The organism is Achromobacter sp. ES-001, assembly GCF_019448355.1.
In the GTDB taxonomy this organism is placed as follows: Bacteria; Pseudomonadota; Gammaproteobacteria; order Burkholderiales; family Burkholderiaceae_B; genus Achromobacter; species Achromobacter spanius_B.
On record NZ_CP079940.1, the window covers coordinates 6,063,042 to 6,078,453 of the forward strand.

Below are 15,412 nucleotides of genomic sequence, written 5' to 3' on the forward strand. Positions count from 1 at the left end.
GGCAATCGTACTGGCTGTGGCTGTAGCGACGACACTCTCAGGCTGCGCCCTGCAGCGGATAAAAGACACAGAGGCGCGCGTTGATGATTCCTATGGCGAACACGCCGCCTCCGCGGCCAGTATGCGCAAAGTTCGCGATCGCGCTGTCGAGGTAATCGATCGTCCCTGGGTGTCCAAAACCCCGATCCTACGGCCATCGACCGCGGCGTATCCAGCACCGCTTCAATGTCCAATCACCTTTGTTCCAGCCGCGCCGATCAGCGTCTTTGAATTCGGGCAGACGGTAACGGCTCTATGCGGCGTTCCCGTCCGAATCACGGCAGACGCTATCGCGGCGCTGAGCGGCGGGAGCCGCGTGGGATCGCGGACGCCCGATATGACACCACCAAGCGGCTCAAGCGGACCCATGCCGCCAGGGGGTGTAGGCGCGCTGGGCGCTGGCGGATCCGCCTCCGCGCCCCTCTCCATGTCTGCTCGTGACACGACGATTTCAGGGATTCGTTGGGACGGCAAGCCTCTGCCTGGCCTTCTTGACGCGGTCACCGCGCGCCTCGGGCTGAGCTGGAGCTTTCGCGACGGCGCCGTGCAGATCCACTACTTAGACACCAAAGTCTTCCGCATATACGCGATCCAGTCGAAAACCAATATGCAGTCGGTCGTCCAGTCCGGCACCCAGCTCTCGTCATCGGGCGCTGGCGGCCAAGGCGCGTCCGGCGCCACTTCGTCCTCCGGGTCGGGCGGAAGCACGGTCTCAGGGGGCTCGACGCAGACCACTATGGTCTCGATTGAGTCGAACTTGGCCGAAGACGTCGATCGCATGATAAAGAGCATGCTGACGCCCGGATTAGGGCAGTCCAGTCTGTCTGTCAGCACGGGGACCGTCGCCGTCACAGACACACCGGACGTGCTCAGCCGGATCGCTGCATATCTCAAGACGGAGAATCGCAATATCACGCGTCAGGCGCTATTCAACATCACCGTCGCGGTCGTACAGCGGACGGAGACCGACGACCAGGGGTTGGACCTGACAGCGGTCTATAAATCGTTGAATGGTAATTATGGGATCACAGTCGCGAATGCATTTACTGCTGCATCGAGTGCTGGGTCTGCATCGATAGGGATCTTGGACACCGCAACCGGCACCGCTGGCCAGTTCGCCGGTTCAAAGGCCATTCTCCGCGCGCTGTCGAGCCAAGGCCGCGTGTCAATCGTGACACAGCCCTCTGTCACCACACTCAACTATCAACCCGTGCCCGTCCAGGTTGCCAAGCAGACGAGCTACCTAGCCGCCGTGTCTAACACCGCAACCGCGCAGGTCGGATCAACTTCGGCCCTAACGCCCGGCACCGTCACGACGGGATTCTCGATGGACCTGCTGCCGTTCATGATCGACAGCGATCAAATGCTCCTGCAGTTCACGATGAACCTCTCCACAGACCCGCGCTTGCGAACCGTCACCAGTGGCGATAACTCAATCGAGGTTCCGGAGGTTGATAGCCGAATCTTTTCGCAGCGCGTGCGACTGAGATCTGGCCAGACGCTGATTCTCTCCGGCTTCGAGCAGAACGTCGATCGGGGCAATCGCAGCGGCATGTTCAGCGCGTCGAATTGGCTTACCGGTGGCGGCGGCTCCACCAACAACAGGCGTGAAGTGGTCGTCATTCTGATCACCCCGATTGTGCTAGAGGACGATTCCGAGATTCAAGAAATGACGGATACCTCTGGCCAGTACGGCGCGAGGTCTAGCTGAGGTGGCTACTATGGCTCAAACCCAAGCACACGCTGGCAGCGTGACGGTCATCTCTGCTGGCTCGAAGTCGCTCGTGTCCGGGCTTTACTGGCAGACGCTATCGCAGCCTCAAAAGGTGATGAAGGAGGCTCGGGAGATCGGAAAGCGGGACGGGATGGACATCGTCGCTATCCGGCGACTCCCCACGATCATTCAGGCCGGCTTCGTCCGCAAACAAGCGGGCGTTCAGAAAGGCATGTTCAGCCTGGCTTCGATCGTGGCCGACCTGCTCCTACGCAAAGAAGGGCAGTCCACTCTGGACCCCCTTATTGCAGCCTTCGCCGTAGGAGATGGCCGGTTCGCGATTGTCGCGTTTAAGGACGGCGGCGTAGTACCGGATTCCGACGTTGTTTTTCAAACCCTGGAGCAAGCTCAAGAGGCGGTGCGAGCCCTCTACGCCCTTCTCTCATCCAAGGGCAAGGAAGTTACGGTCTACGCACCCCCAGAGCTCGAATTTGGGGGGGATGCGTCCGTCACATTGGCGGCTCTTGAGAAAGCTGCAGCAAGGGAACATAAGCTGAAGCCCCTTCGCTTTGGCCTAAGCCGGCGGGAATGGGTGCTTGTTGCAGCTACGGTGCTGGCGCTAATTTCATCCGCCATCGCCTTTTACGTGTGGAGTGAGCACGAGCGTGAACGGCAAGAACGCCTAGAACAGCTGCGCCAGGCAGAGCTGGCGCGCGTCAAACTGGATAGCGGCCAAAATGTCCTGCCGGCAGCTCTGGTGCATCCATGGACGACCACGCCGTCCGTGCCGGCCATGATTGCACATTGCGAGCACGCCGCACGATCAGCTCCACTTTATGTCAGCGCGTGGGAACTCAAAGGTCTCAACTGCAGGCCCAGTGGCTTCGAGGCAGCGTACGTGCGACTACCACGCGCGACTGTCCTGGATTTCCGAGCGGCCGCAGCCTCCGCTTTCTCGCCAGGCGCCACCGTTTCTATCCAAGCAGACGCCAACCAGGCGACCGTGCGAGTCATATCCAAAGCACCGGCCGGCGGAGACGACGAGATGGCGGACATCGGCTTCAGAGTCGACAGCCTGGTGTCGCATCTCCAAAAGCAGATTATTCCGATCACGGTCTCGCCAAAGGCTCCGCCCAGTCCGGGAGAACTAGGTAGCCAAGGGACCACACAACCACCGGACTGGGCGACCGCAACCTTCGAAATAACTTCCGACTGGCCCGCAGACTCCATTTTCAAGGGGTTCGACACACGAGGCGTGCGCCTGCTGGAACAGTCTACGACCATCAAGGAGAGAAAGCTCTCCTACTCGATGAAAGGTGAGATCTATGGAAAGTAGGACCGCAGCCGCGCTTTGCGCGGCCCTGACTTTGCTTTTTGCTTCGACCCCACACGCCGGCGCGCAAGTCGCGCGAACGACTGATCACAGCCCGCCGCCGGCGGGCACGCTTGCGGAACTTGCCGACATTCAACTCCGCCGGCTTACGTACGAAGCGCTCACCGGCATGAACGAAGCAAAGATGGCCTACGAAAAGACCTCGCGGGTCGAAGACCGCAGCGCGACTGGTGTTCCCGCTGTCCGCTCTGTCCAAGGCGTTGGCAGCCAGCTTTACGCCGTTCTCGTGTATGCCGGCGGCGCCCAGGCGACTGCGCGGCCCGGCGAAGACGTGCCCGGGGGATACCGCGTGAAGGCCGTTTCTGTCGACCGCGTCGTTTTGACCCGCAACGGTCAAGATCTCCGCTTGGGCTTTTCCGCAGAAGCTCCTCAAGCGGTATCCGACGGCCCGGTTCGGCTTAACTCTCCGTTCCCTGGCACTGCCATGCCATTCCAACCCGGAAGGTAAGCGACCATGGACACCACGATCCACGCCCCAAATGCCCCTGGCACCGAGGACCTGGAGCTCCCCTCAGCGGCCGAGCCGCTCCGTCGCGTTCAGAACTTGAGCGCGGTGGGCGGCGCGTGGCAGGCTCCCGAGTACGTCATCGACCGCGTCGTATTGGCCGATGACGGTGTGCTCTACGTCGACGAGGAGCACAGCGATGACATGCGCGTAATGTCCTATATGTCGCGCCTGCGCCTTAACCGTGTGACGTTTTCCCCGCGGCTGGTTAGCCACTCCGAAATCAAACGACTGCAGCAGACCGCCAAGGATGGCGCTTCGCTATCGATCACCGAAGGCCCTGGAAGTACAAAGACAGCGCAGCAAGAACAAATAAATCGAATGATCTCCGAGGCGGCGCGCCTCGGTGCAAGCGACATCCACTTCTTGCCGGACGTGGATAAAACCTATGTGAAATACCGAATCAACGGCATTCCGGAAGCTCGGTTCACGCTCGATCGAGCCGTCGCCGAAGACCTGGTATCGACGCTCTACACGTCGATGTGTGAAAAGCCCGACAACTACGAGCCATCACGAAAGCAGAATGCCCGCCTGATGGAACGCTACGCTCGCCAGTCCGGCTTATTCGTATGCCGAGTCGCGACCGGCCCAGCAGCCCGCGGGAGGAAGCTCGTCATCCGTCTCTATCCCGACACGGGTGACACCCCGAAGTCGATGGAGGAACTTGGGTATCTGCCGGAACAATGCACGCAAATACGCCTGTTTTCGCGCAAGACGTCCGGGATTGTGCTGGTGACCGGCACGACCGGCTCCGGAAAATCCACCACACTCAACCACTATCTCAAGCAGGCTCTTCTACATGCCGAGGGCGAGCTTATCATCGCCACGGCCGAGGATCCCGTCGAACAGCCCATTCGCGTGGTTACCAAGCGCGATGGCAACGATGTCGTTTATGTCGCTGTCCAAGAGCCAATAATCCCGGCCGGCACCAGTGAAGAAGAGATTGAAGCCGCCTGGGTCGACGCGATCGATCACATGCTTCGATCAGACCCCGACTCGATCCTGATTGGTGAAATTCGTGGCAAGGCGTCCGTACGCTCGGCAATTCGCGCAGCGCTCACAGGCCACCCAACACTGGCCACGCTCCACGTGAAAGACGCAATGAGCTCTTTCGACCGCCTGGAAGACTCGGGCGTCCCGAGAAACCTGCTAACCGACCCCACCCTGTTCATCGGCATCATCAATCAAGCGCTGGTGCCTATCCTGTGCCAGCACTGCAGCGCCCCATTTTGCGACGTAGAGGATCGGCTTGAGGTGGGGCTCCGAGACCGTGTACGGCACTTCTGCGACGTCTCAGGCGTTCGTGTACGAGGGCCTGGTTGCCCTAGTTGCCGCCGCGGCCTAGTCGGACGCACAGTCTGCGCCGAGGTCGTCTCGCCTAACCCAGCCTTGATGTCGGTCTATCGCAAACAGGGAACCTTCGCCGCGCAAAAGTACTGGGTCCAAAAGATGGGCGGGATCACCCAGTGCGCCCACTTAATTCGCCTGATTGAGGCGGGCCGAGTGGACCCCGACCTCGGTGAGCTGATGGTGCGGCCACTGGATAGTGACGACTGGCTCAACGAAGCTGCGCGACCGCAACGACCAGGTCGCTTGCATGGACGTAAGAGCGGATCGCTGTTTAGCCAATGGAGGTCTCGCCATGGCAAAGCTTAGCTCCCGCCGGCGAATGCTCATTTACCGCACCCTGTATTCCATGGCGCGGTCCAAGGTGCCGGTCTACGACGCGTTGGTCGACATTCAAAAGGCGCACAGCCGAAACGGGCGACGCCCCAAGGCGGTAATCGCCGTTTTTGCGCACGAGGTTCTGGTAAGACTGTCCAGCGGCATGAGCGGGGACCGATTTGCAGAGGCGTTCGAAGGATGGCTCCCGCCGACCGAGATCTCTATGCTGGCTTCTGCCCAGAAGGCCGGCGACATTGCCACGGGTTGCGACGACGCGATCAAGCACATCAAGCGTCAAGCGCGAGTTCGATCAGCCATCGTCAGCGCTGTTTCCTATCCGTCTGTGATCGTCGTGATGGCGATAGTCCTACTCACATTTGTGTCCTTTAAGGTTGTTCCGATATACGCCAGAGGCTCCGATCCAGCAACATGGACCGGACAGACTGCCGTCGTTTATTGGATGAGCGAGATTGTCCGGCACTACGGCATCTTCATTCTGCTAGGCCTTGTCAGCGTGGGCTACGCAATCCGGTGGTCGTTGCCAAACTGGACGGGGCGACTACGTCCAGCGTTTGAGTGCCTGCCGCCGTGGTCGACATACAAGACGATGCAGGGTGCGGTCTTCTTCTCCAATCTCGCAATTCTGCTCAATGCCGGCGCTGATCTTCTGCAGACCATGGTGCATATTCACAAGCACGCCAATCCGTGGCTGCAACAGCGCTTGCAGGACACCATGTATGGATTGAGCATGGGCAAGAACCTGGGTGTCGCCTTGGAGCTTGCTGGCCACAAGTTCCCCGACGAAGAATCCATCGCATACATCACCACGATCGCGTCTCGCGAGGGCTTCGCTTTTGCCCTGTCTGAATTTGCGACCAACTCCGCAGAGACTGCTGCAGAGCGCCTTGAAGCCTCTGGGAAGGTCTTTTTCTACGTGGGCCTGATCAGCGTGACCGCCCTTGCAGCTCTCATCTTTTTTGGCCTATTCGGACTGCAAACCGCCGCAATGGGCGATCGAGCTTTCTAACCGCGCGCGAATAGCGCAGAGCATCAACTGTTTCATCCTTGGAGCATTACATGACGACCTACGTTAACCCTTCCTCCATCAACCACCACTTGGCTGAATGCGAGCCCGCGCCGGAGCACGATGTGAAGGTGGCCGACCAACACGCCCTGCCTCATGCGGGTACACCGCTCGCCCGCCAAGCAGGAGCTTCCGTTGATAATTTCTTGGCCTGGATGCTCTTGGCGGTTGTGGTGGCTGCGGCGATCTTCGGGGCCTACTACGTCCTCAACAAGGATACCGAGAACAACCAAGAAGCTCAGAACATCGCGCAGCTGGTAAAGGGCGCGAAGCTTCTCCGGGACATGAACGGCTATGGAAATGTGACCACCGCCGCATTGCAGGCCGCCGGCGCAATTCCTAGCAATATGATTGGCGCGACCACCGGCACCCTCTATCACAGCTGGAACGGAGAAGTCACCGTTGTGGGTACAGCGACGCAATTCGTCATCACTTATCGGGCGGTCCCGAGCAGCAACTGCATCCCGCTGCGTGCCAATCTGTCCCGTACGGCTCAGTTCGTCAGCATGACGAATTGCCCGACCACCGGCAACGTCGACCTCGTACTGACTGCGCGCTGATGGAGACGATGCCCGTTACCTTGGAGCAGGCTACAAGCCTGCTTGACCTGCGATTCGTCGACATGATCATCGGCCCTGATTACGCGGAGCTTCGTGAGCTGGAGGGTAGCCAGTCCCTCACCGATAAGGTGCCGGGCCATCTGCAGGCCGACGTCAACTTGCTGCGACAGCAATGCAGGCAGGCGCTTCGCACGCTGACAAAATCCGAATTTACCGCCACCTTGGGTGAAGAGAAATTCCGAGTGACGCAGCTCTTTGACGTCGATTCTCAAGACATCTTCATCCTCGCCAGGGCAGACGTAAAGACAAGGCCCTTGAAGTCGCTCGGCATGGCAGAGCGGCTATTCAATCACCTAACTCGGCCAAAACTGAGCGGCCTAGTTGTGGTGTCGGGGGGCATGCGGCACGGCAAAACTTCCACGGCCGACGCCATCTTTATTGATCGCCTGGAACGGCACGGTGGCCTTGGCATTGCTCTAGCCGACCCGCCAGAGACGGCGCTGAACGGAATTCACGGAAAGGGACGTGCCATCCAGATCGAGGTAGCGCGCGAGCACGGTGGCTATCAGGAACAGCTAATGCGGGGCCTTCGATCTCGCGCCAACATCTTCTACTTGGGCGAGACACGCGACCCGCCATCAGCCATTGAGGTCGTCCGCGTGAGCGGCAATGGATGGCCTGTGCTGACAACGCTCCACGCCGACAGCCCCGAGCTAACGTTCACCAAGCTGCAGTCGCTATGCGCCGGATCCGGCGCTTCTGTCGAATCCTTCAATGCAATGCTGGCCGACAACATCGCTGCAGTGATCCATCAACAACTTGAAACCGTAAAGACAGCTACGGGTATTGCGAAGCGCCTACAGATCAACTGGCTGGTGTTGGATGGCAAAGAAGACACCGCAATACGCGCGAAGATCCGGAAAGGCGATTTCGCCGGGCTGAACACGGAAATTGCGGCCCAGAAGGCGGCAGCGATATTTGGGAATCGAACATGAAACGACACTATCGAGTATGCGCGACCAGACGCAAGCAAGCTGGCTTCACGGTGCTTGAGGCCTTGCTCGTGACCCTTCTGTTCGCAGCGGTCATGGGACTGTGGAACTGGTATCAAGCCGATTACGTCGCAACGATTACAAGCCGGCAGGCTGCTTTCCATCAAAAGCAAGTCGGTAATGCCGCCGCCGCGTATGTCAAGAACAACTACGCTGCGCTTCTGGCCTCTACCGCGGGCGGCCCCGTGACTGTCTCGCTGGACACAATACGGAACGCCGGAAACTTGCCCGCAGCCGTGCCTCTTCTCAACCCCTATGGCCAGGCTTACACGCTCGCCGTTCGTCGGGCCACTCAAGGCGGACAGGCCATCCTTGAAGCGCTGCTCGTTAGCGGAGGCGGGGCGGATGTGCCAGAGACGGACCTGCGCCGAACTGCCGCCATGCTGGAAGGCGGCGGCTTCGTACTCACAAGGCAGCCCGCGATCGCTCAGGGGTCGATGGGCAGTTGGCAGGTGCCGGTCGCCAGCTTTGGGCTTTCATTGCCGGGCGGAAACTTGGCCACCGCGTTGTTCTTCAACAGTGCCGGACAGGTAACCGACTATCTCTACCGGAATGCCGTCGCCGGCCGGCCGGAGGTCAACCGGATGAACACAAGCATCGACGTAAACGGCAACGATCTCAACAACGTCCGCACTGTTCGAACACAGACGGTCGAGGCCTCCGGCAATGTCAGCACCAAGGGAGCCCTTATCGTCCAGAGCAGCGACGGTGCAAGCAGCACGGGCTGGTACACCGCCGGCAATGACGGTTGGCTTCGCGTCTTGCACGACAACCATGTGGTCACCAATGGCGAGATTCGAGGCGGCGCCGTGCGTTCAATGGGACAAACCTTTTCGCATGGCCGGCTCAACGCCTACGAGTATCTATACGTCGGCGGTGTTGCCAGCGAGGGTTGGGCTTGCGAAGCAAATGGTCTAGTGGCCCGCACAGGAATCGGAGAGCCCTTGGCGTGCCAGTCAGGCGTTTGGCGCAAGTCCGGCGGTGGGCAGCTGCGTTGCGAGTATTACTTCGCCGGCCGTGCAAGCGACAACCTCCCTGCAGATAATTCATGGTGCCCGGCCGGCATGATCGTCACGAGCGTGACGAGCTCCGGCAGCAATCAAAATTTCTATACGGTCATGGGCAAGAGCCTGTATGCCGGCAACGTCGGGCAGGGATACACATGCTGCGGTATTTCATGATCGCCTCTGTCGCGCTAGCTTTCTAACAGGACGCCGACTCTATGGGCCTGCTTATGCTTCCCCTATTCGCCCTGCTGACGCTCTTAGCGGCTTGGGCGTCAAGTTCCGACCAAACCATGGTCGATGTGCTGCTTCACCAGGAGGCGAGCTCCGCGGGCGGAAGCTTGCGGATCTATGCGAATGCAGTCGCGCAGTTTTCCCGTGTAAACCCCGCCTTTTCCGGGCCTGCGCCCAACAGCTCGCTTGATCTACCGACCTGGTTCAAGCCGCAGGCCGGGACTGCCAATCACATCGACGCCGGCAGGGCATATGTCTTCTTCGTTCCCGGCGATGCCCAGCCCGACCTGTATCTGATGTTCCCAGAAGAGGAGACGGGGCTGCCCTACCTGGTGGGCATAGCCCGAAGCGGCCACCTCTACTCGCCATCGGCAGGGGCGGCAGTAGCTGTGCTGCCTGGTGCTATCCCGGAAGGTGCGGTGGTGTACGTCCTCTGACCGCACGTCTCCAACAAAAAACCCCCGCCAGGCAGTGCCGTGCGGGGGTTGATGCGCTCTTGCGCTAAGGTTGCAGACGTTATGGGCCGCTGCAGGCCTGGGATGTAGGGTGGGGGTTGGCGCCCGAGTAAGCTCAATTGTAGGCTTGCCAGAAGCGACGTGATCGCCTCTGGCAAGCCTACTCGGGCTATAAGTGCCCTGCCTTAGCAGAGCGGAGAATCGTAGAGAAAGCCGCGGCCGGTTCAGGGCCGCGACGGGTAGCTCAGTCTCGATCGAGGAACGCCAATTCGCCGAATCGAATGAGGGTGAAGGACACTGCTTTTTTCATCTGGCCTGTTCAGCAGCCTAACCAGATACTCGGGATGCGCCATTTTGAGTGCGGCGCGCACTGAACAACCTGCGAAGTTCTCTTCAATAGGCGCTGGCGGCGTCCATTGAAGAAAACTCCACGTAAGTGGAGTTTTGGGGTTTGGCTTGGACTTAGTTGCCGTCCGTGCCAGTTCGAACACCTTCAGCCGAAGCTTCGGGTTCAACGTACTGATAGACCAACACGCCATCGACTTTCGCCATGTGGATCTTCAGCAAGCGGCCCTTAAGGACTACTCCTGTTTGACCTGCACGAGTGCCGGTCGTGATCTTATAGGTATCGATGTACGGATCGCCGATGGTCACGGACGCCAAGACCTTTCGGCTGGAGTCGTTCGCAGCTTCTTGAAGCTTTTCGGTCATGACCTTGATGGCCTCTTTGCCGACAATCTTGACGTCGCAATTCAGCCAGGTGAGTGAATCCGCATTGCCTTCCTGCGCTTCACCGTGAAAGATGCTGATACTGCACGACAGGAATGGCGCGCCTTTCTTGGGCTTAACTTCGCGGACGCGACGGACATAGCCGAGGCCACGAAGGTGGGCGTCGAAGTACTTGGGGGTGTTTGCTTGAGCCATGACGGATCTCCTAAAGAAAAGGGGAACCGCCGCCCCAGTCGGGGAGGAAAGTTCCCCGATGGGCTGAAAAAGACACTCCTGGTCGCTAGACCTGCGGTCACCGAATGGTGGAGCCAAACCGCTTTGCTACAAAAGATTCCGACATAAGCAGTCGGAGCGCTTTCTAGCCGATATCTTACGTTTGCGAGGCCGAGAAATCAACGAGATTTGCGCACCGCAGTGGGGAAATTCCAGACCCCCACGAGTCCTTTACTGTGGACTTGCGGCCTTGAATGGCAATATCGTCGCGGTCGCAGTGCGACGGGGCGCCAGGTCCCGGCAAGGGTCTATCTCGCTCAGCTCTGCTGCGGATACAACTTCGATAACCATTAGCGTGTTGCCGTCCGCGTCCAGGAACACTGACTCAACCTCTCGATCTTCCCGCTCCTCACCGCACACGGCAAGCACTGTCACGTCACCAAGGCGCGCGTGCATTGCTTTCGAACCCACTGCCAGTTTATTGATCCAGGGAGAGAGAATGTTCATCGCAAATTCCTTTTCAAGTTATTCAATGCTTGTGGGTAGGGGGCCTTGCCGTCCATCGCTAGGGCCGGCTGGCCTCGCGGGCACCTGCCCCCCGTGATATGTAGCGGCACCGGCACGCTGGCCATCGACCGCGCCCCAGTCGAGGTTGGATTCGATTTCCTCCCCATCGTCCGGATGCGTTGCTGCCTCCGCTTGAGGGCTATCCTCTAACTCGCCACCGGATTCCCGCGGCGGCTGTGCAGGCGCAGTAGATCGGACGATGTCGACCTTCCCTGCTGGCAGCAGCACGGTAAACCGATCGGGCTTTCCCGCCAGAATAATGTAGTTCCCCTGCACATCTGCCGACCCCTGTACGCCTCCTTGCAGATAGATGGGTACCGACCGGATATCGGCTGGCAACGGCCTATCAAGCACCACAACTGTCTTGCCCTGATCCCCGAACGCACGTACAACCCCAAGCGCCGCGCCAGTGTCTACCGTGTAGTCAAAGTCTAAGCCATCGGGCGCTACTTGGAGACCTTGGACTTTCCCAGCGCAACCAGATATACCGATAGCTGCGACAAGGAAGACTGCCGCTGAAGCCTTTTGCTTCATGCGTTTCGGGGATGACAGTTCGAGGTTCAATTTCTATCCTATGTTGCGCCCAGATTGCGGGCCACCGCGCAGCACAACGGGCACATGATAGAACGCTCCGCGGGAGCTAAAAAGCTCTGTAGCGCTCTTGCCAAACCGTGCATGTTGTGTGTAGGATTCCGCCCAGTACGCCCGTCAGAGCTCATCTGACATCCTTTGCAGTGCGCGGTTTGGCTCCACCATTCGGTGACCGCAGGTCTAGCGACCAGGAGTGTCTTTTTCAGCCCGTCGGGGAACTTTCCTCCCCGACTGGGGCGGCGGTTCCCCATTTTCATTTTGGAGAACCGACATGAGTTCAACCCTCAGCGTTGCAGCCCTTTCCATCGCTTTTGGCATTTGCGTTGGCTCGCTTATCTGGGGCGCATTTGCGCTCGGCTCAAGGCTCACTGTTGCTGCCCGCGCTCGCGTGGACAGCATAGTGATCAGCTCGAAAAAAACACGCCGCACGGCCGTCGTTACTACGGTAGTGGTGGCCGGCCTACTCGCCGGATGTGCGAACCAAAGCGCATCAGGTGGCGTGTACAGCTACCAGCAAGCCCAGCAGGTGCAGCAGGTCCAATCGGGGACGGTCCTTTCGGCACGACCTATCACCATACAGGCCAGCTACAACTCTGGTGCAGGCATGGCTGCGGGCTCCACACTCGGTAGCTTGGCAGGCAGCTTCATTGGAAACCATAAGGGGTCCTATGTCGCAGCGGCCCTGGGCGCTTTGATTGGCGGAATTGCAGGTAATTCCGTCGAGCGCAAGGCATCTCAAGCCGCAGGTATCGAAGTCGTAGTGAGGCTCGATAGCGGCCAGATGCAGGCGGTCGCGCAAGAGGCGGACGTTCCGTTAAAGCCCGGTCAACGGGTAAATGTTCTGAGCGGTGCCGGCGCGACACGCGTCGTCCCGATTTAAACCCAGGCAGCGGCGTCCACTCGGCGCCCTGCCTCTTCCCAATCCGGGCCCACGCCCGTGGGGCGATAGGGTTCTCTTTCGAGGTCTGCAATGAGCAACCATTACTTTGACACCGTTCACAAAGATCACCCCATTACCGTGAATCTCGGTTGGGACCGCCAATTGAGCTACTTTTTCATGGTCATTCTCAGGCCGGTCGAGCTTCTTGATGCCACCCAGGCAGATGAGGCGGATTTCTATCTCTACTCTAATCTTCTCGAATCGAATGCCTTCGGCAAAAATCTCGATTATTACCGCACCGTCCTCAATAACTTTGGGATAGTCGTGCCGGAAAGCATGTTCATCGAGACGTTGCACGACAGTCTCAACAACGTCGGAAACCGTGTCGGCACGCACCAGGCGGACGGCTCCTTCACTGAAAGCTCTAAGTAGGGCTTGTCGTTCTCTCACCCATCGGGGCTTCCCGATCGGGGGCCTCATATTCTTGAAGGCCTTGTTATGACCCACCCTTCCCCCAGCGAACGAATGACGAATGTCGAATGCGTCGCGGACCTGATGGAGTATTCCTCTTTCGGACCGCTTGCCCAGATGTTCGTCGTCGACGCCTTGCTCAAGCACGCAACAACCGTGTCACAGCTCAGCGACGAAGCGCTCGAAGAGTGGCCCGAGAATCCGCTGTTTCACGCGCATTCATGGCGGGGCGTAGCAAAGGAAATTAGGGCGAAGCTTGAACGACATCTTGATCATCCAGCTTCTTCGTAAAGTGAACAGCAATTCACCCAGCCGCACCAGGACCTTCGAACCTCTTAGATCCTGACGCATAGTTTTCAATCCCCCGTGCGGGCTTTTAGCCCGCAGCCCCTCACTTTCATCTTGGCCCCTCCGGGGGCCGCTTTTATTTCTGGAGCAACACCATGATTAAGATTTCCGGCACGCTGGAGGTCAAGACGATTCGAGGCGGCAATGGCGACTTCAACGTCGGCGAGCTGCAAACAGCGATCGGTGAGTTCAAGATCAAAGACAAGATCCTGGAGCAGTTCCAATCCGGCACCTATCCAGGTGAATTCTTGATCTCAAAAATCTATCCGCACTCCTACACGTGGTACGGAAAGATCACGATTGAGATACGGGCTGCGCTGGCCGAAGTCATGCTTGAAAGCGATGAACCAGACAACGCCGAAATGCCGACTCAAGCTAGCGAGCCTGATCCAGCCGACGAGGAACGTACGTCCCCGCCTGTCACGGCTCAATCAGAAGCAGACACCATGCCTGCGCCGGTGTCTGTATCTCTGCCAGCGCCGGCCACTATTGAAGCGATCGCACCCGACGAGCCCGTGGCCTCGATTGGCGATATTGAAGACAGCGAGCTGCAGGAAATCTTCGGCGCAGAGCTCAGCGAGCTAATCAGAGCCCGTCAGCCAGTGAAGCTTGATCCTTCTGTCGACCGCGCGCTATTTCGGTCTCAGCGGGACTGGCTCGGTAAGCGGCTCGACTACAGCTTCCGTGCGGCCTCTCAAATGTGGCATTCCAAGTAGGAACTTTTGCCCTACATCCTGGGCCGGCATCTGCCGGCCTGCCCTATCAACTCTTCCTAGTAGCTCACTATGGCACTTATCTTCCCCAGGCTAGCTCAGAACTTCGTTCGAAACGGCTATTTCCCAACGGACGAAGAAACACTTACGCGGGTTTCATCAGCACTTGAACTTTTGGAGCCCGATGCCGGCGCCAGACTATATGACCCCTGCTGCGGTGAAGGCGCAGCACTTCACTGGATTGCGTCGACTGTAGACACGCTTCATGGGTCGCCAACTACGGAGACGTATGGCGTCGAATTCGACAAGGGTCGTGCCTGGCACGCGAAGAATCTTTTGCGCACCGCACTGCACGCGGATATACACGACGCATTCGTATCTGCTCGATCGATGGGACTTCTGTTTCTGAATCCTCCCTACGGCGCCGTGGTGGCCGACAAGGGCCACACCGGTGATAGGCATTATGACCGCCTAGAGAAAGTCTTCTATCAGGCCTCCGTTCCGGCGCTAGCGTTTGGCGGTGTGCTGGTCTTGATAGTCCCGCACTACGTCATGGACAAGCAGTTCGCGACGATGATCTCCCGTAACTTCGAGGGCATACAAGCCTTCCTTGCGCCAGAGCAGGAATTTCGCCAGCTTGTCGTGCTAGGAGTCAAAAGGCGTTCTGAGGCACCAGATCCGGAAGTGGTTAAGCGGCTCAGCACGATTGGTCAGGGCGAGCTGCCGCCAGAGCTTCCCAAGGAATGGAGAACTGCGCCCTACCTGATCCCAAACGTTGCTGGCGAGCTTGCTTTTTTCTCCACGAAGATCGACCCAGAGCAGCTGCACGACGAGCTTCAACGTGTTGAAACTGCGACCTTGTGGCCGCAGTTTGGCCGTATCTTCAATACTGGCCAAGTCGCACACAGGCGACCTCTATGCAACCTCTCTGACTGGCATTTGGCGCTCGCGCTGGCGGCCGGCCAGATAAGCGGTGTTGTTGAAGGAGACGACGGCACAAAGCTATTGATCCGCGGCGACACCATCAAGGTCAAGGACCAAGAGGTGCAGCTTGAGGAGGCCAGTAACGGCGATGTGCGAACCACGATAGTGATGCGCGACAAGTTCGTTCCCACGATCGTTGGAATCAACTTCACACCGGGTCCGGATTTGGGCCAGCTCGTCAATATCCGTTGAATGACTTGATGACTGTGGC

Annotated in this window: 16 protein-coding genes; 14 read left to right on the top strand and 2 right to left on the bottom strand. The window is 58.8% G+C overall.

Annotated features, from left to right (window positions below):
* The first annotated feature begins 121 nt into the window (after window positions 1-121).
* The 9 genes from KYT87_RS27435 to pilM all read left to right on the top strand — a co-directional run bounded on the left by KYT87_RS27435 (window position 122) and on the right by pilM (window position 9,687).
* Window positions 122-1,750 (top strand): PilN family type IVB pilus formation outer membrane protein, encoded by a 1,629-nt coding sequence (locus KYT87_RS27435; RefSeq protein ID WP_223264765.1) that lies wholly within the window; start codon window positions 122-124, stop codon window positions 1,748-1,750.
* 10 nt (window positions 1,751-1,760) lie between these two features.
* Complete coding sequence (gene pilO2 / locus KYT87_RS27440; RefSeq protein ID WP_100857565.1) at window positions 1,761-3,089, top strand: type 4b pilus protein PilO2; 1,329 nt, start codon at window positions 1,761-1,763, stop codon at window positions 3,087-3,089.
* A complete protein-coding gene (pilP, locus tag KYT87_RS27445) occupies window positions 3,079-3,594 on the top strand; it encodes a type IV pilus biogenesis protein PilP (protein ID WP_100854036.1) in 516 nt (171 codons plus the stop codon). The genes pilO2 and pilP overlap by 11 nt, the downstream gene beginning before the upstream one ends.
* A gap of 6 nt (window positions 3,595-3,600) precedes the next feature.
* Complete coding sequence (locus KYT87_RS27450; RefSeq protein ID WP_100854035.1) at window positions 3,601-5,307, top strand: GspE/PulE family protein; 1,707 nt, start codon at window positions 3,601-3,603, stop codon at window positions 5,305-5,307.
* Window positions 5,294-6,343, top strand: coding sequence for a type II secretion system F family protein (locus KYT87_RS27455; RefSeq protein WP_158218662.1), 1,050 nt, complete (start codon window positions 5,294-5,296; stop codon window positions 6,341-6,343). The genes KYT87_RS27450 and KYT87_RS27455 overlap by 14 nt, the downstream gene beginning before the upstream one ends.
* Window positions 6,344-6,393: 50 nt before the next feature.
* A complete protein-coding gene (locus KYT87_RS27460; protein WP_223264755.1) occupies window positions 6,394-6,960 on the top strand; it encodes a type 4 pilus major pilin in 567 nt (188 codons plus the stop codon).
* Window positions 6,961-6,968: 8 nt separating this feature from the next.
* A complete protein-coding gene (locus tag KYT87_RS27465) occupies window positions 6,969-7,955 on the top strand; it encodes an ATPase, T2SS/T4P/T4SS family (protein ID WP_223264754.1) in 987 nt (328 codons plus the stop codon).
* A complete protein-coding gene (gene pilV / locus KYT87_RS27470) occupies window positions 7,952-9,193 on the top strand; it encodes a shufflon system plasmid conjugative transfer pilus tip adhesin PilV (protein WP_100854034.1) in 1,242 nt (413 codons plus the stop codon). Before KYT87_RS27465 ends, pilV begins: the two co-directional genes overlap by 4 nt.
* A gap of 116 nt (window positions 9,194-9,309) precedes the next feature.
* Entirely contained in the window at window positions 9,310-9,687 is a 378-nt protein-coding gene (gene pilM, locus KYT87_RS27475) for a type IV pilus biogenesis protein PilM (RefSeq protein ID WP_223264753.1), read from the top strand.
* 480 nt (window positions 9,688-10,167) lie between these two features.
* On the opposite strand, the gene KYT87_RS27480 is transcribed toward pilM, so the two are convergent.
* Window positions 10,168-10,629 carry a DUF3577 domain-containing protein gene (locus KYT87_RS27480; RefSeq protein WP_100854033.1) on the bottom strand — a complete coding sequence of 154 codons (462 nt, stop codon included), beginning with the start codon at window positions 10,627-10,629 and terminating at the stop codon, window positions 10,168-10,170.
* Window positions 10,630-10,878: 249 nt separating this feature from the next.
* A complete protein-coding gene (locus KYT87_RS27485; RefSeq protein WP_100854032.1) occupies window positions 10,879-11,154 on the bottom strand; it encodes a hypothetical protein in 276 nt (91 codons plus the stop codon).
* Between the two features lie 922 nt (window positions 11,155-12,076).
* Here KYT87_RS27485 and KYT87_RS27490 point away from each other — a divergent pair.
* The 5 genes from KYT87_RS27490 to KYT87_RS27510 all read left to right on the top strand — a co-directional run bounded on the left by KYT87_RS27490 (window position 12,077) and on the right by KYT87_RS27510 (window position 15,393).
* Complete coding sequence (locus KYT87_RS27490; protein WP_100854030.1) at window positions 12,077-12,685, top strand: glycine zipper domain-containing protein; 609 nt, start codon at window positions 12,077-12,079, stop codon at window positions 12,683-12,685.
* Between the two features lie 90 nt (window positions 12,686-12,775).
* On the top strand, window positions 12,776-13,117 hold the full coding sequence (locus tag KYT87_RS27495) for a hypothetical protein (RefSeq protein WP_100854029.1): 342 nt from the start codon (window positions 12,776-12,778) through the stop codon (window positions 13,115-13,117).
* Window positions 13,118-13,183: 66 nt separating this feature from the next.
* Complete coding sequence (locus KYT87_RS27500) at window positions 13,184-13,447, top strand: hypothetical protein (protein ID WP_223264752.1); 264 nt, start codon at window positions 13,184-13,186, stop codon at window positions 13,445-13,447.
* A gap of 152 nt (window positions 13,448-13,599) precedes the next feature.
* Entirely contained in the window at window positions 13,600-14,220 is a 621-nt protein-coding gene (locus tag KYT87_RS27505; protein ID WP_100854028.1) for a DUF3275 family protein, read from the top strand.
* Between the two features lie 69 nt (window positions 14,221-14,289).
* Window positions 14,290-15,393, top strand: a complete 1,104-nt coding sequence (locus KYT87_RS27510; RefSeq protein WP_100854027.1) for a DUF6094 domain-containing protein — start codon at window positions 14,290-14,292, stop codon at window positions 15,391-15,393.
* The last annotated feature ends 19 nt before the right edge of the window (window positions 15,394-15,412 follow it).